14 protein-coding genes and 1 pseudogene are annotated in these 17,847 nt (G+C 62.8%); 5 read left to right on the top strand and 10 right to left on the bottom strand.

Annotated elements, in window-relative coordinates; all coding sequences use genetic code 11:
- The 4 genes from V5735_RS16885 to V5735_RS16870 form a co-directional block, all read right to left on the bottom strand.
- A complete protein-coding gene (locus V5735_RS16885) occupies positions 1-1,140 on the bottom strand; it encodes an acyl-CoA dehydrogenase family protein (protein WP_423746276.1) in 1,140 nt (379 codons plus the stop codon).
- A gap of 118 nt (positions 1,141-1,258) precedes the next feature.
- Positions 1,259-1,984 carry a helix-turn-helix domain-containing protein gene (locus V5735_RS16880; RefSeq protein WP_423746275.1) on the bottom strand — a complete coding sequence of 242 codons (726 nt, stop codon included), beginning with the start codon at positions 1,982-1,984 and terminating at the stop codon, positions 1,259-1,261.
- Positions 1,985-2,366: 382 nt separating this feature from the next.
- On the bottom strand, positions 2,367-3,059 hold the full coding sequence (locus V5735_RS16875; protein WP_423746274.1) for a cupin domain-containing protein: 693 nt from the start codon (positions 3,057-3,059) through the stop codon (positions 2,367-2,369).
- A 92-nt stretch (positions 3,060-3,151) separates the two neighbouring features.
- Positions 3,152-3,769, bottom strand: a complete 618-nt coding sequence (locus V5735_RS16870; RefSeq protein WP_423746273.1) for a GAP family protein — start codon at positions 3,767-3,769, stop codon at positions 3,152-3,154.
- A gap of 259 nt (positions 3,770-4,028) precedes the next feature.
- Here V5735_RS16870 and V5735_RS16865 point away from each other — a divergent pair, with 259 nt between their 5' ends.
- Complete coding sequence (locus tag V5735_RS16865) at positions 4,029-5,225, top strand: AI-2E family transporter (RefSeq protein WP_423746272.1); 1,197 nt, start codon at positions 4,029-4,031, stop codon at positions 5,223-5,225.
- Here the strand turns inward: V5735_RS16865 and V5735_RS16860 are convergent.
- Positions 5,216-5,995, bottom strand: a complete 780-nt coding sequence (locus V5735_RS16860; protein WP_423746271.1) for a PHP domain-containing protein — start codon at positions 5,993-5,995, stop codon at positions 5,216-5,218. The genes V5735_RS16865 and V5735_RS16860 overlap by 10 nt on opposite strands.
- 206 nt (positions 5,996-6,201) lie before the next feature.
- On the opposite strand from V5735_RS16860, the pseudogene V5735_RS16855 reads away from it, so the two are divergent.
- Both V5735_RS16855 and V5735_RS16850 read left to right on the top strand, forming a co-directional pair.
- A pseudogene (locus V5735_RS16855) lies at positions 6,202-6,780 on the top strand (histidine phosphatase family protein).
- A gap of 139 nt (positions 6,781-6,919) precedes the next feature.
- Complete coding sequence (locus V5735_RS16850; protein WP_423746270.1) at positions 6,920-8,173, top strand: FG-GAP-like repeat-containing protein; 1,254 nt, start codon at positions 6,920-6,922, stop codon at positions 8,171-8,173.
- A 42-nt stretch (positions 8,174-8,215) separates the two neighbouring features.
- Here V5735_RS16850 and V5735_RS16845 read toward each other — a convergent pair whose 3' ends face one another.
- Entirely contained in the window at positions 8,216-9,175 is a 960-nt protein-coding gene (locus V5735_RS16845) for a hypothetical protein (protein ID WP_423746269.1), read from the bottom strand.
- Here V5735_RS16845 and V5735_RS16840 point away from each other — a divergent pair.
- Positions 9,174-10,802, top strand: a complete 1,629-nt coding sequence (locus tag V5735_RS16840; protein WP_423746268.1) for a hypothetical protein — start codon at positions 9,174-9,176, stop codon at positions 10,800-10,802. The two genes, V5735_RS16845 and V5735_RS16840, sit on opposite strands and share 2 nt — an antisense overlap.
- A gap of 44 nt (positions 10,803-10,846) precedes the next feature.
- On the opposite strand, the gene V5735_RS16835 is transcribed toward V5735_RS16840, so the two are convergent.
- The 3 genes from V5735_RS16835 to V5735_RS16825 form a co-directional block, all read right to left on the bottom strand.
- Positions 10,847-11,254, bottom strand: coding sequence for a hypothetical protein (locus tag V5735_RS16835; protein ID WP_423746267.1), 408 nt, complete (start codon positions 11,252-11,254; stop codon positions 10,847-10,849).
- 160 nt (positions 11,255-11,414) lie between these two features.
- Positions 11,415-14,105, bottom strand: coding sequence for a heavy metal translocating P-type ATPase (locus V5735_RS16830; protein ID WP_423746266.1), 2,691 nt, complete (start codon positions 14,103-14,105; stop codon positions 11,415-11,417).
- A 102-nt stretch (positions 14,106-14,207) separates the two neighbouring features.
- A complete protein-coding gene (locus V5735_RS16825; RefSeq protein ID WP_423746265.1) occupies positions 14,208-14,948 on the bottom strand; it encodes a lysostaphin resistance A-like protein in 741 nt (246 codons plus the stop codon).
- Positions 14,949-15,165: 217 nt separating this feature from the next.
- On the opposite strand from V5735_RS16825, the gene V5735_RS16820 reads away from it, so the two are divergent.
- Positions 15,166-16,611 (top strand): arylsulfotransferase family protein, encoded by a 1,446-nt coding sequence (locus V5735_RS16820; protein ID WP_423746264.1) that lies wholly within the window; start codon positions 15,166-15,168, stop codon positions 16,609-16,611.
- A 137-nt stretch (positions 16,612-16,748) separates the two neighbouring features.
- On the opposite strand, the gene V5735_RS16815 is transcribed toward V5735_RS16820, so the two are convergent.
- Complete coding sequence (locus V5735_RS16815) at positions 16,749-17,780, bottom strand: M48 family metalloprotease (RefSeq protein ID WP_423746263.1); 1,032 nt, start codon at positions 17,778-17,780, stop codon at positions 16,749-16,751.
- Positions 17,781-17,847: the final 67 nt, after the last annotated feature.

Below are 17,847 nucleotides of genomic sequence, written 5' to 3'. Positions count from 1 at the left end.
TCACTCTCCGTCCCGCTCGATCACTGCTTTTGCAAGCGTGTCTTTGTGACCCTCATTTGGACCGCCAGCTATCGTCAGGAGTTTCGCATCACGAAGGTAGCGCTCAACGTGATATTCGGTTGTGTATCCGAGACCCCCGTGGAGTTGAACCGCTCTGTTCGCATTGTCGACTGCGGCCTGCGTTGCGTTGATCTTCGCCATAGCAAACTCGCGGGTTACATCGTGGCCCCGATCAGCGCGGTCAGCTGCTCGAAGTGTGAGCAATCGAGCTGTGTCGACACGCTCTGCCATCTCGCCGATCTCCCATCGCACGCCCTGGAAGTCGCTGATATGCTGGCTGTATTGCTCTCTTGAACTCGTGTACGAAACTGTGTCTTCGAGCGCAGCACGGGCGATACCAACACCACGTGCAGGGACGTTCACACCAGTGTGAATTTCACCACGTTCGGTGTATCCCTCTCCTTGCTCGCCAACGAGGCGATCAGCAGGAACATGGACATCTGAAAGTGAAACGCGCGGCGATTTAACGCTGTTTGCGCCTAATGTGTCCCAATCCTTCTCTCGGTCGAACTCTTCGGTTGGCACGAGAAATGCGCTAATGTTGTATGGTGCGGCCTCATCGGGGCCGGTCTTTGCGTATGTGAGGACGTAATCCGCGTCATAGAAATTCGTCACCCATTGTTTGTGGCCATTGAGTACCCATTCGTTCCCCTGCTGTTCGGCCGTTGTTTCCATCTCTAATTTATTGCTGCCAGCGTTGGGTTCACTCTGCCCGAGCACACCGACGGTCTCAAACGTCGCCATCTCAGGGAGGAATGCGTCACGTTGCTCCTCGGAGCCGAAGCGCTCGATGACTGCTGCGACGCCGATGTGCAGTCCGAGAGCACTGGCTACAGACATACATGCAGCTGAAAGTTCTTCGATCATCAGCGCAAGTTCGACGAGACCTTCTCCGCGTCCGTTGTATTCCTCAGATAGCGTCAATCCCGCGAGCCGACGATTACCGAGTTTGTCGAGGATTTGGCTGGGATACTCGCCTTGTTGATCTAACCGTTTCACTTCGGGTCGAATTTCGGTTTCTGCAAACTCCCGAACATCGTCTCGAAGCGACCGTTGGGTCTCTGTTAGTTCGAATTCCATAGATGGGTACGGTACTGGCGAACCATTAAACCGGGAGCCGGACATAGCAGGTCTTCTGCGATTGCGACCGAGAGCCATACTTCCATCTGAAGTTAATCCGAACCTCGAAGAATAGCCCCTACGAGAGCCGTGTGAGTCCGTTTTGTCCCAACAACTTCGCTTCAACTTTATGGAGATGTTCGTGCAGGGTAGACGTAGAAATGTTCAGTTCCTCCGCTAGCTCGCGGGCCGATGTTTCTTTCGGGTGTTCGTAGTATCCCTTTTTGCGGGCGAGTTGCAGTACTTCGAGCTGGCGTTTCGTGAGGTGATCCAGAGGAAGCGCATTTGTCGCGGGCTGACGACTTCTTTGTTCCATGCTACGAATGTTGATCTCCGCATTCATCTCTTCACGGACTTGTTCAAATCTCGTCTGAACCGTCTCCCGGTCACGGTTTGTCGCAAGTGACCAATATTCTCGTCCGTCCCGGATATCGATCGGACCAGTACAGACGAACCCTCGAGACGTCAGGGGTTGGCTGATCTGCTTGCGTCCGTCGTGATTAACGAGGAGTTCCCGCACTACGTTCCCTGGTTTCGGCACGGTTGTTCGCTGGAAGCCAGGGGCCATCTCGGATACTGAGTGGACATGTTCTGATGCGTTCGTAGCTTCGATGCCCTCTGCAATTGTCTCCTGATCATCTGCGTAGATCGTAAAGAGTGTCGCAACATCATCCCCAGTCGAATATATTCCGTATCCAAGAAACCCAACCGGAACTTGCTTCGTAACCTCAATCTCCCAGCAGTCGGGATACCAGAGATCAATCGACACATGGAGTGTTTCCTCACCGTTCTCGGAACCAGTCATGGTAGGAGGTTATTCACGATGGCTAGTAGAGATTGTCATCAAGCAGTGGCCTTTCGAATTGGAACTTCGTCACCGAGAGATTTGCATCACCAACTGCGCACAGATCGATGTGGGGGTCCCGGGGTGTGTACACTTCCGCTTATGGCCCTAATGAGAAGTTAAAGGTGGACAATAGAAAGCCGGAAATTCGGCGGAGAAAACGAGGTGACACTACCGAATTCGAATTTATAAATCCCATAGTGCGATATAGAATAGGAGAGAGACCGAACAACCCTACTGACGACGCAAGTCCTATACGAGAAAGTCGCCGCGGAGACGAAGGGTCCTCCCCGTCTGAAAGGGAATATCACCGAGAGAGAAGCGAACCGCTCGCACGGCTGGATTAGAAATCGGGCTGTTCGACGTGTCGGGCCCAGAACGATTCGTCCAGATATTCCGGATAACTGGCCCGGTACCCGCGTGCGTTCGCCAGTGGCGCGAGGAGTGTCGCCAGCGGTTGCGTAATCGTCGGGGGTGGCGACGTAAACACGGTGTCGTCCGAGAGTCCGGCGGTCAACGCCATCCCCTGCAGGAATCCGGGTCGTCCGGCGTCGTTCAGCCTCCCCTCGTGGGCGAGACCGAACAGCGTCGTGATGACATCGTACGTCTGGGATGCGGGCCGTGCGGTGGTGATGGTCGCACCGACGGCATCCCCGACGTTACGGAATGTGTGGACGGCGTCGGCCGGAACGACGTGTTCTTCGCCCGTCGAGAGGCGGTGTTCCTCACCATCTTGTTCGATGACGAACTCTCCGTGGAGGACTTCGAACGCCTCCTCGTAGTCGACGTGGAAGTGTCTCGGCGGACCGTCGTTTCCGGGCGAAAAGATTCCCAACCCGACGGCGTACTCGCCGCCGGTTTCCTCGGCTTCGACCAGACTCGTGACCCATTCGCCCGTCACCGGATTCGAAACGAGCGGCGACGTTCGTTCGCGGAGTTTCTCGGCTATCGGCCCGTCGGCCTCGATTTCGATACCGGTTCCGGGAACGGGCCGACCGTTCCCGTCGAGCGTTCTCCCGGTGGTGATAGTCCCCATAGTCAACACGTCCGATTGTCGACAGTCGGCATAGCTGTTTCTATCGGAAGAACGGAGCAACGTCCGTTTTCGAGCTCGGTCCACAAAACCGGCTACCCGAGGAGGTTGTTGAGACTCATACCGACGAAGAGCAGGATGACGACCTCGCTGACGACCCACGAGTTATCGTTCATCCACTCCCGAGCCTTCGGTAGGAAGGCTTCGGCCCGTTCGCCGAATGCGAGCAGGACGAGCGAGGGAAGCGCCAAAATAACCAGGGTGACGGCGATGAACCCGAACGAGTCCGTCAGCGGGAGGCCGTTCGAGGCGAGATAGGACCCGACGGCGACCGAGGTGAAGATGTCGGTCGGAAAGAAGCCGAGCAACAGGAAACCGAGTCGGAACGAAAATCGCGGGCTCGCGGACGTCAACTTCCCCATCCATTTCGGAGGTTCCGACTCCTCCCGCGTCAGGTAGGTGTGCACCATTGCGGCGAGCAGGAGGACGAGAACGATGGCCGAGAGCGCGGTATTCGAACCCCGTTGGCGGTTCGCTCCGATGCCGAGGAAGTACGTGAGCGAGACGAGGAGAGTGATAGAGAGCGACGCACCGAAGACGAACGCGGCGGAGTTCCGCCGCCAGTTCTCGCTCGTGGCGAGGAAAATCGCACTGAGAAATTGGGGGCCAGCGATCATGACGAACGCCAGCGGGAGCACTTGGAGGAGGCTCACGGCCCAACCTCCCCGTTAAAATAGAGATACCGTATCGATACCGGGCGCTTACGTCGACATCCGTTCCCCCGCTCACCGTGTATCTTCGATCCAGTCATGTCGCTCCTTCTGAACCACGACCGCGTGTGATATCCGAGTCGTGTGCTTCAGGATACGTAGGTCACCTAACATGATAGCAGTTGTGGTGGCGCATTCCACGAGAAGAGGCCGCGACCGCACCGACGGCAGAGCTAACATCGTCCGAGATGTATGTTACAGTATGGCAGGGAGTGTGGGGGATTCGGAAGCGATGCGAGTTCGTATCGTACGGCCGGGGATGAAGTGGTGGGTCCTCGGCCTGATAGTGTTCGGCATCGTCGCCGCCGTGGCGTACGCGTTCCTCCCGTGGGTCGTGTTCGGTCTGTTCGTCTACTACGTCGCGCGGCCGATAAACCGGTATCTCGGTCGGCGAATCAAAGGGGGGAACCTCTCGGCGGCGTTGTCGTTGGTGCTCATCGTCGTCCCCGTGGTGCTCTTCTTGGGCGTCTTCTTCTCCATCGCCATCGGGCAGTTGGCCGCCTTCGCAAATACGGACGTGGCGGCGCGACTCCTCGGCGGGTTGCCAACGACCACGATACCCAACGACCCGAACCAGTTGCTCGACACGGCGACCGCGACGCTCCAGAAGCCGTCGGTGCAGTCGGCGCTCGCCGCCGCGCAAGCCTTCGTCGGGGGCATCGCGTCGAGTATCTTCATGCTGTTTCTCTCGCTGTTGCTGGGCTTTTTCCTCCTCGTGGAGGACGAACGCCTCGCTCGGTGGGGGAAAGAGCAACTGCTCGGGGACGACCGGGTGTTCACGGACTACCTCGAAGCGGTCGATGCGGGTCTGAACTCCATCTACTTCGGCTACACGCTGACCATCTTCGTCATCATGATTCTGACCGCGGTCATCTACAACCTCTTCAACCTGTTCGCGCCCGAAAACCTGCTCATCCCGGCGACGATACTCCTCGCGGTCATCACGGGCATCTTCACGCTCGTTCCGCTAGTGGGCCGGTCCGTCGTCTACCTCGCCATCGCGGCGTTCCTCGCGCTGGGGGCGATTCAACGCGACCCGAACGCCCTCTGGTACCCGTTCGTGTTCTTCCTGTTCATGACGCTCGCGTTCGACAACGTGGTTCGGACGTACATCCGACCGTACCTCTCGGGGAAGCTGTTTCACCTCTCGCTCGTCATGTTCGCGTACCTGCTCGGGCCGATACTGTTCGGCTGGTACGGCGTCTTCCTGGGACCGCTCCTGATGGTCATCGTCGTCCAGTTCTTCCAAGTCGCCGTTCCGCAGCTTCGCGGCGAGGAGCCGACCACCCCCCTCGACATCGGACCGACGACGGTGCGGGAGACGGACGAAGGGAGCGACGACGCGAGGCGCGGCGGCGAAGCGACCGACGGCGGCGAGGACACAGGGGGTCAGTCCTGAAAGCCCGGCGGCGATATCGGCTCGATGTCGAGCGTTTCGAGGTGGTCGTCGAAGAAATCCCGGCGGCGACGAAGCTGGTCGGGGGAGTGTGAGTCGGAGCCGACCGTGAACGGAACGTCGCACTCCCGAAGAATCGAGAAAAATTGCTCGTCGGGATGGACGATACCCGCGTCGGTCAGGGCGCGACCGGCGTTGATTTCGGGGACGGTTCGAGACGACGCGAACGTCCGGGCGAGCCGTCGATAGTGGTCGTCCGTCGCGCGGCCGCGGAGTCCGGGGGTTCGCTCTATCAGGTCGGGATGGGCGGCGATGTCGAACAACTCGGACTCGACGAGGGCGGAGAGGGTTTCGAAATAGCGGTCCACGATACCGTCCAACTCGTCGTCGGACGTGTCCTCGAAGTTCGAGGGGACCTGCACGTTCATCTCGGCGATGTCGTGGACGCTGCCGATGGTGTAATCGAAGTCGGCGCGCTCGAAGAAGTCGCGTATCGCGGCCTCGTCGCGGGGGTCGTAGTCCATCTCGACGGCATCGTAAATCTCGACGTCGGCGTCCTCGCGCAACGATTCGATGGCGCGCCGACGGCGTTCGTAGGTGACGTCCAGATTGAATCCCCTCGCCGCGCGGATGTCCTTCGTGTATTCGCGCGAGGAGACGGTGCAGTGGTCGGTGACCCCGATTCCGTCGAGGCCCGCCTCCTCGGCGGCGCGGACCATCCGGGAGAGAAACGTCCCGTCGGAGTAATTCGAGTGAGTGTGAAAATCTCGCATTCGATGAAAACGTGGACGAGGACGGATATAAAATCCGCTGGCGACGTCGGTGGAAGTGTCGCTGGGTCGATAGGTATCAGTTAATTTCAGTTATTATTAGTAGATTTTAGTGAATATCAGTGTATGAAACCGGGTGTCAGTGGTAGCAGTGGAAGTCAGTGGGTCGAAGTCGGGAGCATCATCCCGGAACCGGACGAGGTGAGCGCATGACGACGATCTACTTCGTCCGTCACGCTCACTCGCCGTGGGTCCCGAATCGCGAGGCGGAACGCCCGCTTTCCGAGCGTGGACGTCGAGATGCGGAGCGCGTCGCGGCGCTGCTCGGTGAGGAGGACATCGACGCCGTGGTTTCGAGTCCGTTCGCCCGCGCCCGGCAGACGGTCCGCCCGATAGCCGACCAACGGGGGCTCGCAATCGCCGAGGAGGCGGGGTTCCGCGAACGGCGGTTGACCGGCGGTCCCGTCGAAACGATCGGCGAGACGTTCGAGAGCGCCATCGAGCGGGTCTAGTCGGACTGGACGTTCTCGTTTCCCGACGGCAAGTCGAACGACGAGGCGCAGACCCGCGGCCTCGCGGCGGTCGAACGGACCGTGAACCGCCATGCAGACGAGTCTGTGGTCGTCGGCACGCACGGAAATATCCTCACGCTCGTCCTGAACGCGTACGACGAGCGGTTCGACGTCGATTTCTGGCGGGACGAGTTGACGACTCCCGACGTGTACGAGGTCGAGTTCGCGGACGAAAACCGGAGCGACCCGACGAATATCACCCGACGGTACGAGTGAGCGGCGACCCCGAGTGAGCGCGGGTGATGAGTGACCGCGGGTGAAAACTGATCCCCGGAGGGATTCATCAACCCGCCAACTAGTACGCGAGGCGAACGATGCGGACAGTTTTTCCGTTCTCCGTCGGTAGGTCCATCCAATGCGTACCCGAACGGTGGCGGTCGTCGCGGTCCTCCTCTTCTCCCTCGTCGGTGCCGGGGCGTACGCCGTCATGCAGCCGAATCAGCGGGGGCAACTGACGGAAAAGTGGGTCTCCGACACTTCGCGGAACACGGTCGGGAATCATCACGTTCCGGCGGTCGCCGAGATTAACGGGTCGAAGCGGATCGTCGTCTCGGTCAACGTCGAGCAGAACGACGGCACGTGCTCGCTCGTGGAGATGGACGCGAACGGGACGAAAGGGTGGCAGGAGGAGATGCCGACGGAGACCTGTAACATCCACGGCTACGGCGACCCCATCTTCGCGGACTACGACGGCGACGGCACCCAAGACGTACTGGTCGCGACGACCGAGGACAAAGTGCTCGGGTTCACCTCGGCGGGGAAACAGGAGTTCGCGGGGAACCTCTCGTGGTGGGGCTACACCAAACCCATCGTGACCGACTTCACGACGGACCCCGGCAAGGAAATCGTCGTCGCGGACCTGAACGGAACCGTCTTCGTCTACTCGGCGGACGGAAGCCTCGTCTGGCGGGAACACATCGAGAACTCGGCCACCGTCGTGGCCGCACCGGCCGTCGCGGATTTCGACGGGGACGGTGCGCCGGAACTCGCCGTCGGGGAGAAAAAGGTCACCGTGTTCGAACGGGACGGGAGCGTGAAGTGGCAGACGGGAACCGCCGGGAGCGTCAACTGGATGACGACCGCCCAAACCGACGGCGACCCCGCGGTCGAAATCGTCGCGGGAACGTTCGACGGTCACGTCACGGTCATCGACGGGAAGACGGGCGATAAACAGTGGTCGAAGTCGTTCGGGCGGATGGCCGCCGTGAAAGCCGTCGGCGACGGTGACGGCGACGGACAGGTGGAGGTGTACGCGTCCACGCTACAGGAGAAAGGGGACACCGACATCGGAAAGCTCAGGGCGCTCGACGCGAGCGACGGGAGCGTCGAGTGGACGACGACGCTGAGCACCGAGGACGTGCAGACGATGCCGCCGTCGATGCTCGGGGACCTGAACGGAGACGGAGATAAAGAACTGGTCGCGGTCACCGAAACCGGTAGCGTGTCGGTTATCGACCCGGACAACGGAGCCGTCCTCGCGAGCTACGAGCGCAACGTGCCCATCTGGACCCACGTCAAGTTGGCCGACATCGACGGTGACGGGAGCCAAGAGATACTGGCCGTCTACGGCGACGGACGAGTCGTCGCGATGGATTACAGCGAGAAGTAACGAACGAAGTAGTGAGAGAAGTAGCGAATCGACCGGGAGACGCTACGCCGACCGGTATCGCGGCACCGACAGCGCGTTTTTCAGCGGGAGATAGGCGTAGACGTGTTCGGTGCCCAACGAACCGACGCGGGGGAGTTTGCCGCCCTCTGGAGTGAGGCTGTGAGCCAGCGTGTAACAGAGCGCGTAGTTCAACCGGAAGCTATCCCGAACCATCGTCTCCGGGAACGCCGTCGTCAATCCGTCGAAGACGTCTCTGCCGCGGTCTTCGGCCGTCGCACAGCCGGGTTCGGGGAAGAACTTGCGTGAGAAGAAGGCGTAGGCGTGCGGGTCCTCGAAGAAGTCGGGGAGGATGTCCGTAATCGAGGCACCTCGGGCACCGATTCGGTCCTCACGGATGCACGAAAGCGCCTCGACGGACCGCACTTCCGGCGCTGGTGCCTCCGGGGAACGGTCCATGAACGCGTCGATACAGCACTCGGGGTAGCCGTGGAGGCCGCCCTGATAGCGTTCGAACTCGCGTTCGGTGTCCTCCACGACGCCGACGACGTTTCGGCGGATTATCTCCTCGGCGTCCGGCGCGTCGCCCTGGCGGAAGAAGTACGCCCGGAGGCCGAAGTCGATGCCGTCCCCGCCGGTTCGGACGAACTCGGGCACGGTGAGGCAGTCGCCGGGAAACGACGACCGAAGCCGCTTCGTTTCTGGCATCGACCGGTACGTTTCGTGGACGTTGTTCGCCGCGTGTTCGAGCGTCCCGACGGACAGCGAGTTCAGGTGTATCGAGGCGTTCTGAACGATTTCGTAGGATTCTTCGAGCGCCGCGATTCGGTCCGTGAAGGACGCGCTGTCGAGGTTTCGGAGCACGGAGAGCTGGTTTTCGAAGTAGAGGTCGCTCATCTGGATGCTCGCACCGTCCTTGCGTCCCACGAGGACGGGCGCGGTTTCGAGCGCGGCGAAGGCGGGAAGCGACGAGAGCGCCGTCGCGTCGAACGATGACGAAGACATGACTGTGGGTAACCGGCACGGCCGCAAATACATTCTGGGTCGCAAAGCCGCGCCGAGCGCGGTTCGGCGAGAACCGCGCGGCGAAGAACCGCAGTTGCTTTTCCCGTTCGGCTACTACGGGCGCACAATGAACGGTGGACTCGGGGGGTGTCGCGGAATCGGGCGACGGTTCCGAATCACACTCACAGCCCTTCTCGCGGTGGGACTGGTGTCGGGGGTGGCGAGCGCACACCAAGTCCCGAGCGAGAAGTTCGCCTCGCCGCTTCCGCTTTCGTTGCTGTTTCTCGGTGCGGGTGCGACCGTCGCGCTGACGGCGGGGTGGCTCGCGTTCACCGAGCGGACGCCCGCGGAGGGAACGCGTCGGACCCGCGTTCTCACCGTCCCGGCGTCGATTTCGACCCCGATTCGGGTCGGGGTTCGACTCGTCTTCTTCGCCGGATTCGTCGCCGCGCTGGGTCTCGGCGTCGTCGGACGACAGGTGCCGGTAGAGAACTTCGCGATCGTGTTCACGTGGCCGGTCTGGTTCCGCGGGGTCGCCCTCCTCTCGATTCTCCTCGGGACGGTGTGGGCCGTCCTCTCGCCGTGGCGAACCTTCTACGACGGACTCACGTGGCTCGAAGGCGATCGGGTGGCCGTCGCCGAATCCTATCCGAAATGGCTCGCCAGTTGGCCCGCGTTCGTGGGGTTCGTCCTCCTCCTGGGAATCTTCGAGAACCTGACCTACATTCCGAACAGCCCGCGGTTGACGACGGGCGTCCTCGCTGTGTACGCCATCCTGATGGTGCTCGGAAGCGTTCTGTACGGGGTCGAGTGGTTCCGCCGCGCCGACCCGCTCGCCGTCCTCTACCGCCTCTTTGGACGGGTCGCGTCGATAACTATCGAGCGGACGGACGAGGGCGGGACCGAAATCTCGCTCCGAGCGCCGTGGCGGGGAAGCGTCGCGCCGGTCCGGGACTTTTCGCTGGTCGCATTCGTCGTCACCGCCGTCTACACCGTGAGCTTCGACGGGTTCACCAACACGCGGACGTACCAAGACGTGCTGTTCGACGCGCGCGACCTGCTCGGGACGGGACCCGAGACGAGCGTCCTGCTGTACGCCGTCGGTCTCGTCGTGTTCGTCGTCTCGTTCGCGCTCGCCAGTTGGCTCGTCGAACGCCTCGGCGAGGGCGAGCAGGGGACGCGTACGGCGCGGACCACCGACGCGGAAACGGACGGCGGGCGGGTGTCCGCCGACGATGGCGCGCCGCGCCTGCCGGGGTGGCGCGGTGCCGCACGGGCCTTCGCGCCGACGGTGCTCCCCATCGCGGCGGCCTACGAGGTGGCCCACAACTACACCTACGTGTTCCGCAACCTCGGGCAACTCGTCGCCGTGGCGCTCCAACCCGTCGCGCCGGGCGTTCAAGCCGTGAACCCGCTCGGATGGCTCTCTCTCCCGGCGTTCTGGGGGTCGCAAGTCCTCCTCATCGTGCTGGGACACGTCATCGCGGTGGTCGCCGCCCACTACGTCGCGGTCGAGCGGTTCGAAACCGCGTCCGCCGCGCGACGGGGGCACCTCCCGCTGGTCGTCCTGATGGTCGGCTACACCGTGCTCTCGCTGTGGATAATATCGCAGCCGGTGGTCTCGTAACCGGGAAGCGAAACCGAGGTCAGGCAGGAGAGGGTGAGGGGGAATCAGTCGGTAGTGAGCCACGCCGTGGCGACGCCCAAGAACAGGAGTTCGACGGCTTTCGCCAGCACGCCCATCGGTTCGAGGAGTTCCTCGGCTTCGGTCGCGGGCAGGCCGACGGTGCCGCGGGCGACGTACAGTACGATGGCGATGGTCGCGACGGCGACGCCGAGCAACCATCCCCACCGGCGGTTCCGATAGATTCCGACGGCGGCGACCGCCGCGGCGACGAAGTTCACGGCGAAGAGTACGCCGAGGTAGGTCGTTTCCTCCAGATGTTCGGGTACCAACGCGAGGTGGATAACCCCCGTGAGGAGGATGAGTCCGGCACCGGCGATCACGAACAGGTGTCGTCTCGACTGGCGATTCGAGTCGGTGGCCGTCGTCTCGGCACGTGGTGTGGAAGTGTCCATAGTTGGTCAGTTTGAAACGGGGACGGGCGTCGGGCGAATCGGTCCGCCCCGTTGATTTCCGATAGGACGGGGGCGAAGATAGCAACTATGGTACACGCATCGAATCTAACGGAAAAAAGTGACAGGGATGGGAACGAACCGGAAGGGACGAACTGGAATACTACTCCCGAAGGGACCGCGGCGTAATCCGCGACAGTCGCATCGCGTTACCCGTGATGGCCGTCGTCATGCCCGCGTCGCCGACGAGGACGGCGGCCCAGATGGGGACCAGACCGAACGGCACCGCGATTGCGAGCGCGGCCTTCGCGGCGAGGCTTGTCCAGACGTTCTGGCGGATGACGCCGTTGGCGTCGTGTGCGAGATTGTAGAGGTACGGTAGTTTCGAGAGGTCGTCGGCCATCAGCGCGATGTCCGCCGTCTCCAGCGCGGTGTCCGTTCCGGCGGCACCCATGGCGACGCCGACCGTCGCGGTGGCGAGCGCCGGGGCATCGTTGATGCCGTCGCCGACCATCGCAACGCCGCCGAACGAAGTTCGGCCCGACCGGGGCCGTTGCTCGCGCGGTCCGTCGTACCGGTCGCGGAGTTCTTCGATGGCTTCGACCTTCTGCTCGGGAAGCAACCCGGCGCGGAACTCGTCCACGCCGACCTGTTCGGCGATGGCCTTCGCCGTCCGCTCGTTGTCGCCCGTGAGCATCACGAGGTGGTCGATGCCGAGGTCACGGAGGCGTTGGACGGCGGCTTTCGCATCCGCTCGTACCTCGTCCGCGACGGCGATTGCGCCTTCGAGTTCGTCCTCCGTCCCGACCAGAACGACCGTCTTCCCCTCGCGCTGGAGGGCCGGAACCGCGTCTTCGAGCAGGTCGAGGCAGTCGTTTCGCTCGCAGAGGTCGCGGGTCGCCGTCGCTTCGACGCCCCCGTCCGTCGCGTGAACGTGGTTCAGGTCGAATCCGAGGTCCTCGAACAGGTCGGGTTTGCCCGCGTAGTGGGTCGTGCCGCCGAGGTCGGCGCGGACGCCCTTGCCGGTGAGGCTCTCGAAGTCGTCGATATCGTGGTCGGCGACGCCCGCGCCGTCGGCCTCCGCGACGATGGCCTCGCCGATGGGGTGTTCGCTCCGCGCTTCGAGGCCGCGCGCACAGCGGAGGACGTCCTCCTCGGAGTTTCCGTTGAGCGGAACCACGTCGGTGACGGTCAACTCACCCTTCGTCAGCGTCCCCGTCTTGTCGAAGGCGACGGCTTCGACCTCGCCCATCGCTTCGAGGTGGTTGCCGCCCTTGATGAGGACGCCGTTTTTCGCGGCGCTGGTGATGCCCGAGACGACGGTGACGGGCGTGCTGATGACGAACGCGCAGGGGCACGAGAGGACGACGAGCGTCAGGCCGTAGACGAACCACGTCACCCACGGCGCGCCGAAGACGAGGGGCGGGACGGCCGCGACGAGCACCGCGAAGGCGAGCACGAGCGGGGTGTAGTAGTCCGCGAAGCGTTCCACGAACTGCTCGCGCTCGGTCTTGTTCCCCTGCGCGTCCTCGACCATCTCGACGATGCGCGAGAGGGTGTTGTCGCTCGCCTCGGAGGTGACTTCGATTTCGAGATAGCCGCCCTCGTTGATGGTCCCCGCGAACACCTCGTCGCCCGCCGTTTTGTCCACGGGGACGCTCTCGCCCGTGATGGGGGCTTGGTTGACCGCGCTCTCGCCGTCGGCGACCGTCCCGTCCATCGGGATTTTCTCGCCGGGGCGCACGAGCACCACGTCGCCGACGGACACGTCATCGACGGGTATCGTCTCCTCCTCGCCGTTCCGCTTGACCGTCGCCTCGTCGGGCGAGAGGTCCATCAACTCCTGCAGGGAGTTTCGGGCCTTGTCCATCGAGTAGCGTTCGAGGAGTTCCGCGACGCTGAACAGGAAGGCGAGCGTCGCCGCCTCCAAGTAGAGCGATTTGCCGAACCCGATGCTCACCGCGAGCGCGCCGAGGATGGCGGTGCTCATCAGCAGGTCGATATCGAGGTTCCGATTTCGAAGGGAGTAGTAGCCGTTCGTGACGATGGCCTGCCCGCCGACGAGGACGGCCAGCAGGAACGCCGCGTCCGCGACCGTGATTTCGACGCCGCCGAGCGCGACGGCACCGCCAGCGCCGACGAGGGTGGCGTTCGCCCCGGCGAGGAGGAACTCGAACAGCAACCCGAGCGCGACGAAAACGCCGCTGGTCCACGTCTTGACGGCCCGCGTGCTCGTCCAGACGCTCTCCGTATCGAGCGACGCGTCGTCCGAATCCGCGCTCGTCCCGGCGACGTCGTACCCGGCGTTTTCGATGGCCGCCGTCACGTCCGCCACGGACGCGGACTCGTCCGTGGAAACGGTGACGTTCCCCGTCGTGGGTCGCGTATCGTACGCTCGAACGCCGGAAACGCCGTCGAGGGCGTTCTCGATTTTGCCCGCACAGGAGGCACAGTCCATGTCGGGGACGGAGAACGTCGTCTCCGAGGCGTCGCGTTCGACCGCGTAGCCCGCCTTTTCGACGCGGGTTTCGACGGCCGCGACGTCCGTCGCCGTCGCGTCGTACTCGACGGTGAGCGTCCCGGTCGTGACTTGCGGGTCGATGGCGTCGATGCCGTCCAGTGTTCGAACGCTGCTTTCGACCTTCCCGGCGCAGGAGGGACAGTCCATGTCCGGGACGGACAACCGGACGACATCGGAGTCGCCAGCACCGTCGGTGACGACATCCCCGTCGGCCGATTCGTGGCCGTCGTCGTGATGACCGTAGTCGACGTCACAGCCGTCGTCGGCGGCGTCGCCACAGCCACACGAATCCGCGTCGGGGGGAATCGTCGAATCCGAACCCGTATCGTTCATGGTCGAACGTAGTTACTACTGAGTTATTAATCCAGCTGCTATAAAACGGCGTTCAGTTAGGAAGAGATTATTAAAGAACCAGACCTCAGTTATTATTCAGAGCTAGGAGGGGAGTTGCCCCGTCGCCATGAGGTACTGCAGTCCGAACAGCGTCGCGTTGTACGCGCCGTGGACGAGCATCGGAACCGCGAGGTTGTCGGTGTACTCGTACAGGCTACCGAGAACGAGTGCCAGCGTGAACACGGTGGCGATGTAGACGAGTTTACCGACGTTCCCGCCCAACAACGAGAAGAAGTGAATGGACGCGAATATCGCGCTCGCCAGGACGATGGCTCGGGCGGGATGGAACACCTTGCGGAGCATCCCCTGAATGAGTCCGCGGTACAGGAGTTCCTCGCCGGGGCCGATGAGCAGGAACGAGAGGGGAATCAACAGGAGGTAGATGTCGGGATTGCCGCTCGCCATATCGACGATGGAGTTCTGCGCGGACTGAACCCCGAGGGCCTGCGTCACTTGGGATATCAACTGGAGGAGTCCGAAAAGGGCGACGAATCCGGCGACTGCGGTACCGACGTCACGAAGCGACGGAACGCGAATGTGGATGAAGTCGAGTCCGAGATTTCGATAGGAGAGGTAGCCGAGCGCGATACCGCCGAACGTGACGCCTTGGAGCATAACGGCGCTGACGGCGAGGAGGAGCGCTGGTCGGTTCAGAATATCGATACCGACGGCCATGAAGGCGAGGACCGCGACCGCGGCGACGACTTGGCCGACGCCGTACGCCCCGACCGAGAGGAGGAGACCCACGCCGAACGACCGGAGCTGTGTTCCTGAATTACTCATCCGTAAGGAATACGAACGCACCCCTTCTGCGTCTTTCGGTTGCGGAACGAGAGCCGAAACGGAACTCGAAACCCGCCGTGCGTCGTTATCCGGGGTGAAAACGGTACGTACACGTCTCTTTCACGTTCCGCCGCCATTCATTTCATACGATAAATTAAAAGTTGTTTGTCACGCTCGGTCAAAACCGGTATATTTTCGGACGCAATAGAAGGGGGTAATGGTATCAAAGCGGATGCTTCGGCTCTTCTTTGCCGGACTGGTGATACTATCCGGGCTCGCGGTCGTGAACGCGTACGCCACGAACCCCGGAAGTTCCGCGGATTTCCGCGGCAAAACACAGTCCGAAATCAGGGCCGAAACGGGTCAAATGGTCCCCCCCCGTCAGAACATAACGGTGATCGCAACCGACTCCAACTCGTGGCTCGGCCGCGAGGCGAGCGGCCCGCGAGCGCGGGCGGAACTCGTCGCGTTCAACCCGAACGGGTCGATTCTGTACTACAACGACTCCCACACGCGATACTGGGACGTCGACCCAGTGAAGGGAACGAAGACGACGGTCGAGTACTCCTACGCGGAGCACCTGAAGAAAGCGGAGTGTCCGACGGACTGGAACCTCTCGCGGCGTAACGTGGATCAGGAGACGTGGAACACGTACATGGACGTCCACGGCGAGGTCGGTGCCTGTACGCGGAACGGTATCGAGCGCGTCAACCTGACGACCGGCGACGTCACCCCCATCTGGTCGGAGGTCACGCCGGGGAAGGAAGCCACCCGGTATCACGACGTCGACCGCCTGAACGAGACGCACTTCGTCGTCGCGGACATCTTCCTCGACCGCGTGTTCATCGTCAACGCGACGAGCGGGACGGTCGGGTGGACGTGGAACGCGAGCGACGCGTTATCGACCAGCAAAACCGGCGGTCCGTATCCTGACGACTGGACGCACATCAACAACGTCCAAGCCCTCGACGACGGTCGAATCGCGGTCAGCGCCCGGAACAACGACCGGGTGCTGTTCCTCGACCGTGGAAGCGGGTTGGAGAAGAACTGGACGCTCGGGAAGGAAGACGACTACGACGTCCTCTACGAGCAGCACAACCCCGACTTCATCAACGAGTCGAACGGCGGCCCGGCGGAACTCGTCGCCGACTCCGAGAACAACCGCGTGGTCGAGTATCAGCGCGAGAACGGCTCGTGGGAGCGGACGTGGACGTGGCAGGATTCGAAGATGCAGTGGCCCCGCGACGCCGACCGCCTGCCGAACGGTCACACCCTCATCACCGACTCGAACGGCAACCGCGTCTTCGAGGTGAACGAGAAGGGGAAAATCGTCTGGGACGTTCAGATAGCGTTCCCGTACGAAGCCGAACGGCTCGGAACGGGCGACGAGAGCGCGAGCGGCCCGAGCGCGCAGAAAGCGGCGCTCAAATCGAGGTCGAACGGGGTCGTCAATCAGTTCTGGATCGGCGTCAAGGACGCCATTCCCGGCAAGTACCTCAACGGCCTGATGTACATCACGCCGGTCTGGATCGGTGTTCCCGAACTGTTCGCCGTCCTCGTCGGCACCCTGTCGCTCCTGACGTGGGGGCTGTTCGAACTGAAGTGGGCGGGCGTCTTCACGTCGGTCCGGCAACGAATCGAATCGCTGAACGAAACGCGATGAATTCGGCCATCGAACATATCGAAACGGCCGAGGAGAAGTAGAAGCACGGAACGAATCGGCGGACGAAACGACGTGGCGACCGGTCGCGTCGTCTTTTTCGGGACGATAACCGCCAGAGCGGTCAGTGGCCAAATCGGTCAGCGGTCGGAGTCGGCCGTGAGCGAACGAAGCGCATCGAGGCGGTCGTCCACGGGCGGATGGGTTTGGACCGAAATCGGGAGCGATTCGAGCGCGCCGCCCTCGTCGCCGAACCCGCCGGGGAGGAAACAGAGCTGTTTCACGCCGTCCACGGCGCGGGCGTCCCGGTCGGGCGCGGCCGGTGCGTCCTCGCCGAGCGTCCTGAGCGCACCGGCCATCGACGACGGACTGCCAGAAAGCGTCGCGCCCGCCCGGTCGGCGATGAACTCCCGGTCGTGGGAAAGGCGACCGGCGAGCGAGACGACCGGCATCGCCAGCAGACCGAGGGCGGCCCCGCCGAACAGCAGGACGAACGCGACGAGCAGGACGTAGGTGACGGTGTAGCGGAGACCGAATAGCGGCGCGTCGATGACGGCCGCGCTGGGAACGTAGAGGAGGCCGATGGCGGCGAGCCAAACGGTCCGCCGGGCCGACCGAGACAGACCGAGGTCCTCCAGCAGGGAGTAGTCGCCCGCCAGTGCGGGGAGGAAAGTCGCCAAGGTCATCACCATCGCGTCGCGGTTCTTGACGTGTGCGAGTTCGTGGGCGAGCACCGCGTCGAGTTCGTCGGCGGAGAGCGCGGAGAGCAAGCCGGTCGAAACGACGAGCGTCGCGCGTCGGGGCGTCCCGACGGTGAAGGCGTTGGGCACGTCCGTCTCGGCGACGGCGACGGTCGGAACCGCGACGTCCGCGCCGGTCGCAAGCCGTCGAACGCGGGCGAGCAGGTCGGGGTACTCCTCGTCGGTGACGACGGTGGCATCGACCGACGAGAGGGCTTCGCGACGGGTGTATCGCAGTTGCGCCCACGCGACGGCCGCGGTCGCTGGGACGACGAGCGCCAGCCATCCCAGCCCGGATGGGAGGGCGGTTGCGACGGGCGCGAGCCACGGGCGGAGGAGGAACGCGACACAACCCACGAGGAGGAAGTCTGCGAACAGCACGCACGCGAGGGTGGCGATGATTCGCCGAGTCAGGGCGGGGTCTCGTGACATGTCGTACGTAACTCGTCGTGGTCGCACCACATGAATGTTGGTTCAAAGACGTGTCCAGTTGGGAAGC

The organism is Haladaptatus sp. SPP-AMP-3 (genome assembly GCF_049568665.1).
In the GTDB taxonomy this organism is placed as follows: domain Archaea; phylum Halobacteriota; class Halobacteria; order Halobacteriales; family Haladaptataceae; genus Haladaptatus; species Haladaptatus paucihalophilus.
Note: the sequence above shows the minus strand (reverse complement) of the source record. Positions and strands in the feature narration are given on the sequence as shown.

What these genes read in the sequence shown, in the direction of transcription:
- V5735_RS16885 (WP_423746276.1), bottom strand. Translation starts at nt 1,140, where the DNA reads ATGGAATTCGAACTAACAGAGACCCAACGGTCGCTTCGAGACGATGTT.
- V5735_RS16880 (WP_423746275.1), bottom strand. Translation starts at nt 1,984, where the DNA reads ATGACTGGTTCCGAGAACGGTGAGGAAACACTCCATGTGTCGATTGAT.
- V5735_RS16875 (WP_423746274.1), bottom strand. Translation starts at nt 3,059, where the DNA reads ATGGGGACTATCACCACCGGGAGAACGCTCGACGGGAACGGTCGGCCC.
- V5735_RS16865 (WP_423746272.1), top strand. Translation starts at nt 4,029, where the DNA reads ATGGCAGGGAGTGTGGGGGATTCGGAAGCGATGCGAGTTCGTATCGTA.
- V5735_RS16860 (WP_423746271.1), bottom strand. Translation starts at nt 5,995, where the DNA reads ATGCGAGATTTTCACACTCACTCGAATTACTCCGACGGGACGTTTCTC.
- V5735_RS16850 (WP_423746270.1), top strand. Translation starts at nt 6,920, where the DNA reads ATGCGTACCCGAACGGTGGCGGTCGTCGCGGTCCTCCTCTTCTCCCTC.
- V5735_RS16840 (WP_423746268.1), top strand. Translation starts at nt 9,174, where the DNA reads ATGACTGTGGGTAACCGGCACGGCCGCAAATACATTCTGGGTCGCAAA.
- V5735_RS16845 (WP_423746269.1), bottom strand. Translation starts at nt 9,175, where the DNA reads ATGTCTTCGTCATCGTTCGACGCGACGGCGCTCTCGTCGCTTCCCGCC.
- V5735_RS16835 (WP_423746267.1), bottom strand. Translation starts at nt 11,254, where the DNA reads ATGGACACTTCCACACCACGTGCCGAGACGACGGCCACCGACTCGAAT.
- V5735_RS16830 (WP_423746266.1), bottom strand. Translation starts at nt 14,105, where the DNA reads ATGAACGATACGGGTTCGGATTCGACGATTCCCCCCGACGCGGATTCG.
- V5735_RS16825 (WP_423746265.1), bottom strand. Translation starts at nt 14,948, where the DNA reads ATGAGTAATTCAGGAACACAGCTCCGGTCGTTCGGCGTGGGTCTCCTC.
- V5735_RS16820 (WP_423746264.1), top strand. Translation starts at nt 15,166, where the DNA reads ATGGTATCAAAGCGGATGCTTCGGCTCTTCTTTGCCGGACTGGTGATA.
- V5735_RS16815 (WP_423746263.1), bottom strand. Translation starts at nt 17,780, where the DNA reads ATGTCACGAGACCCCGCCCTGACTCGGCGAATCATCGCCACCCTCGCG.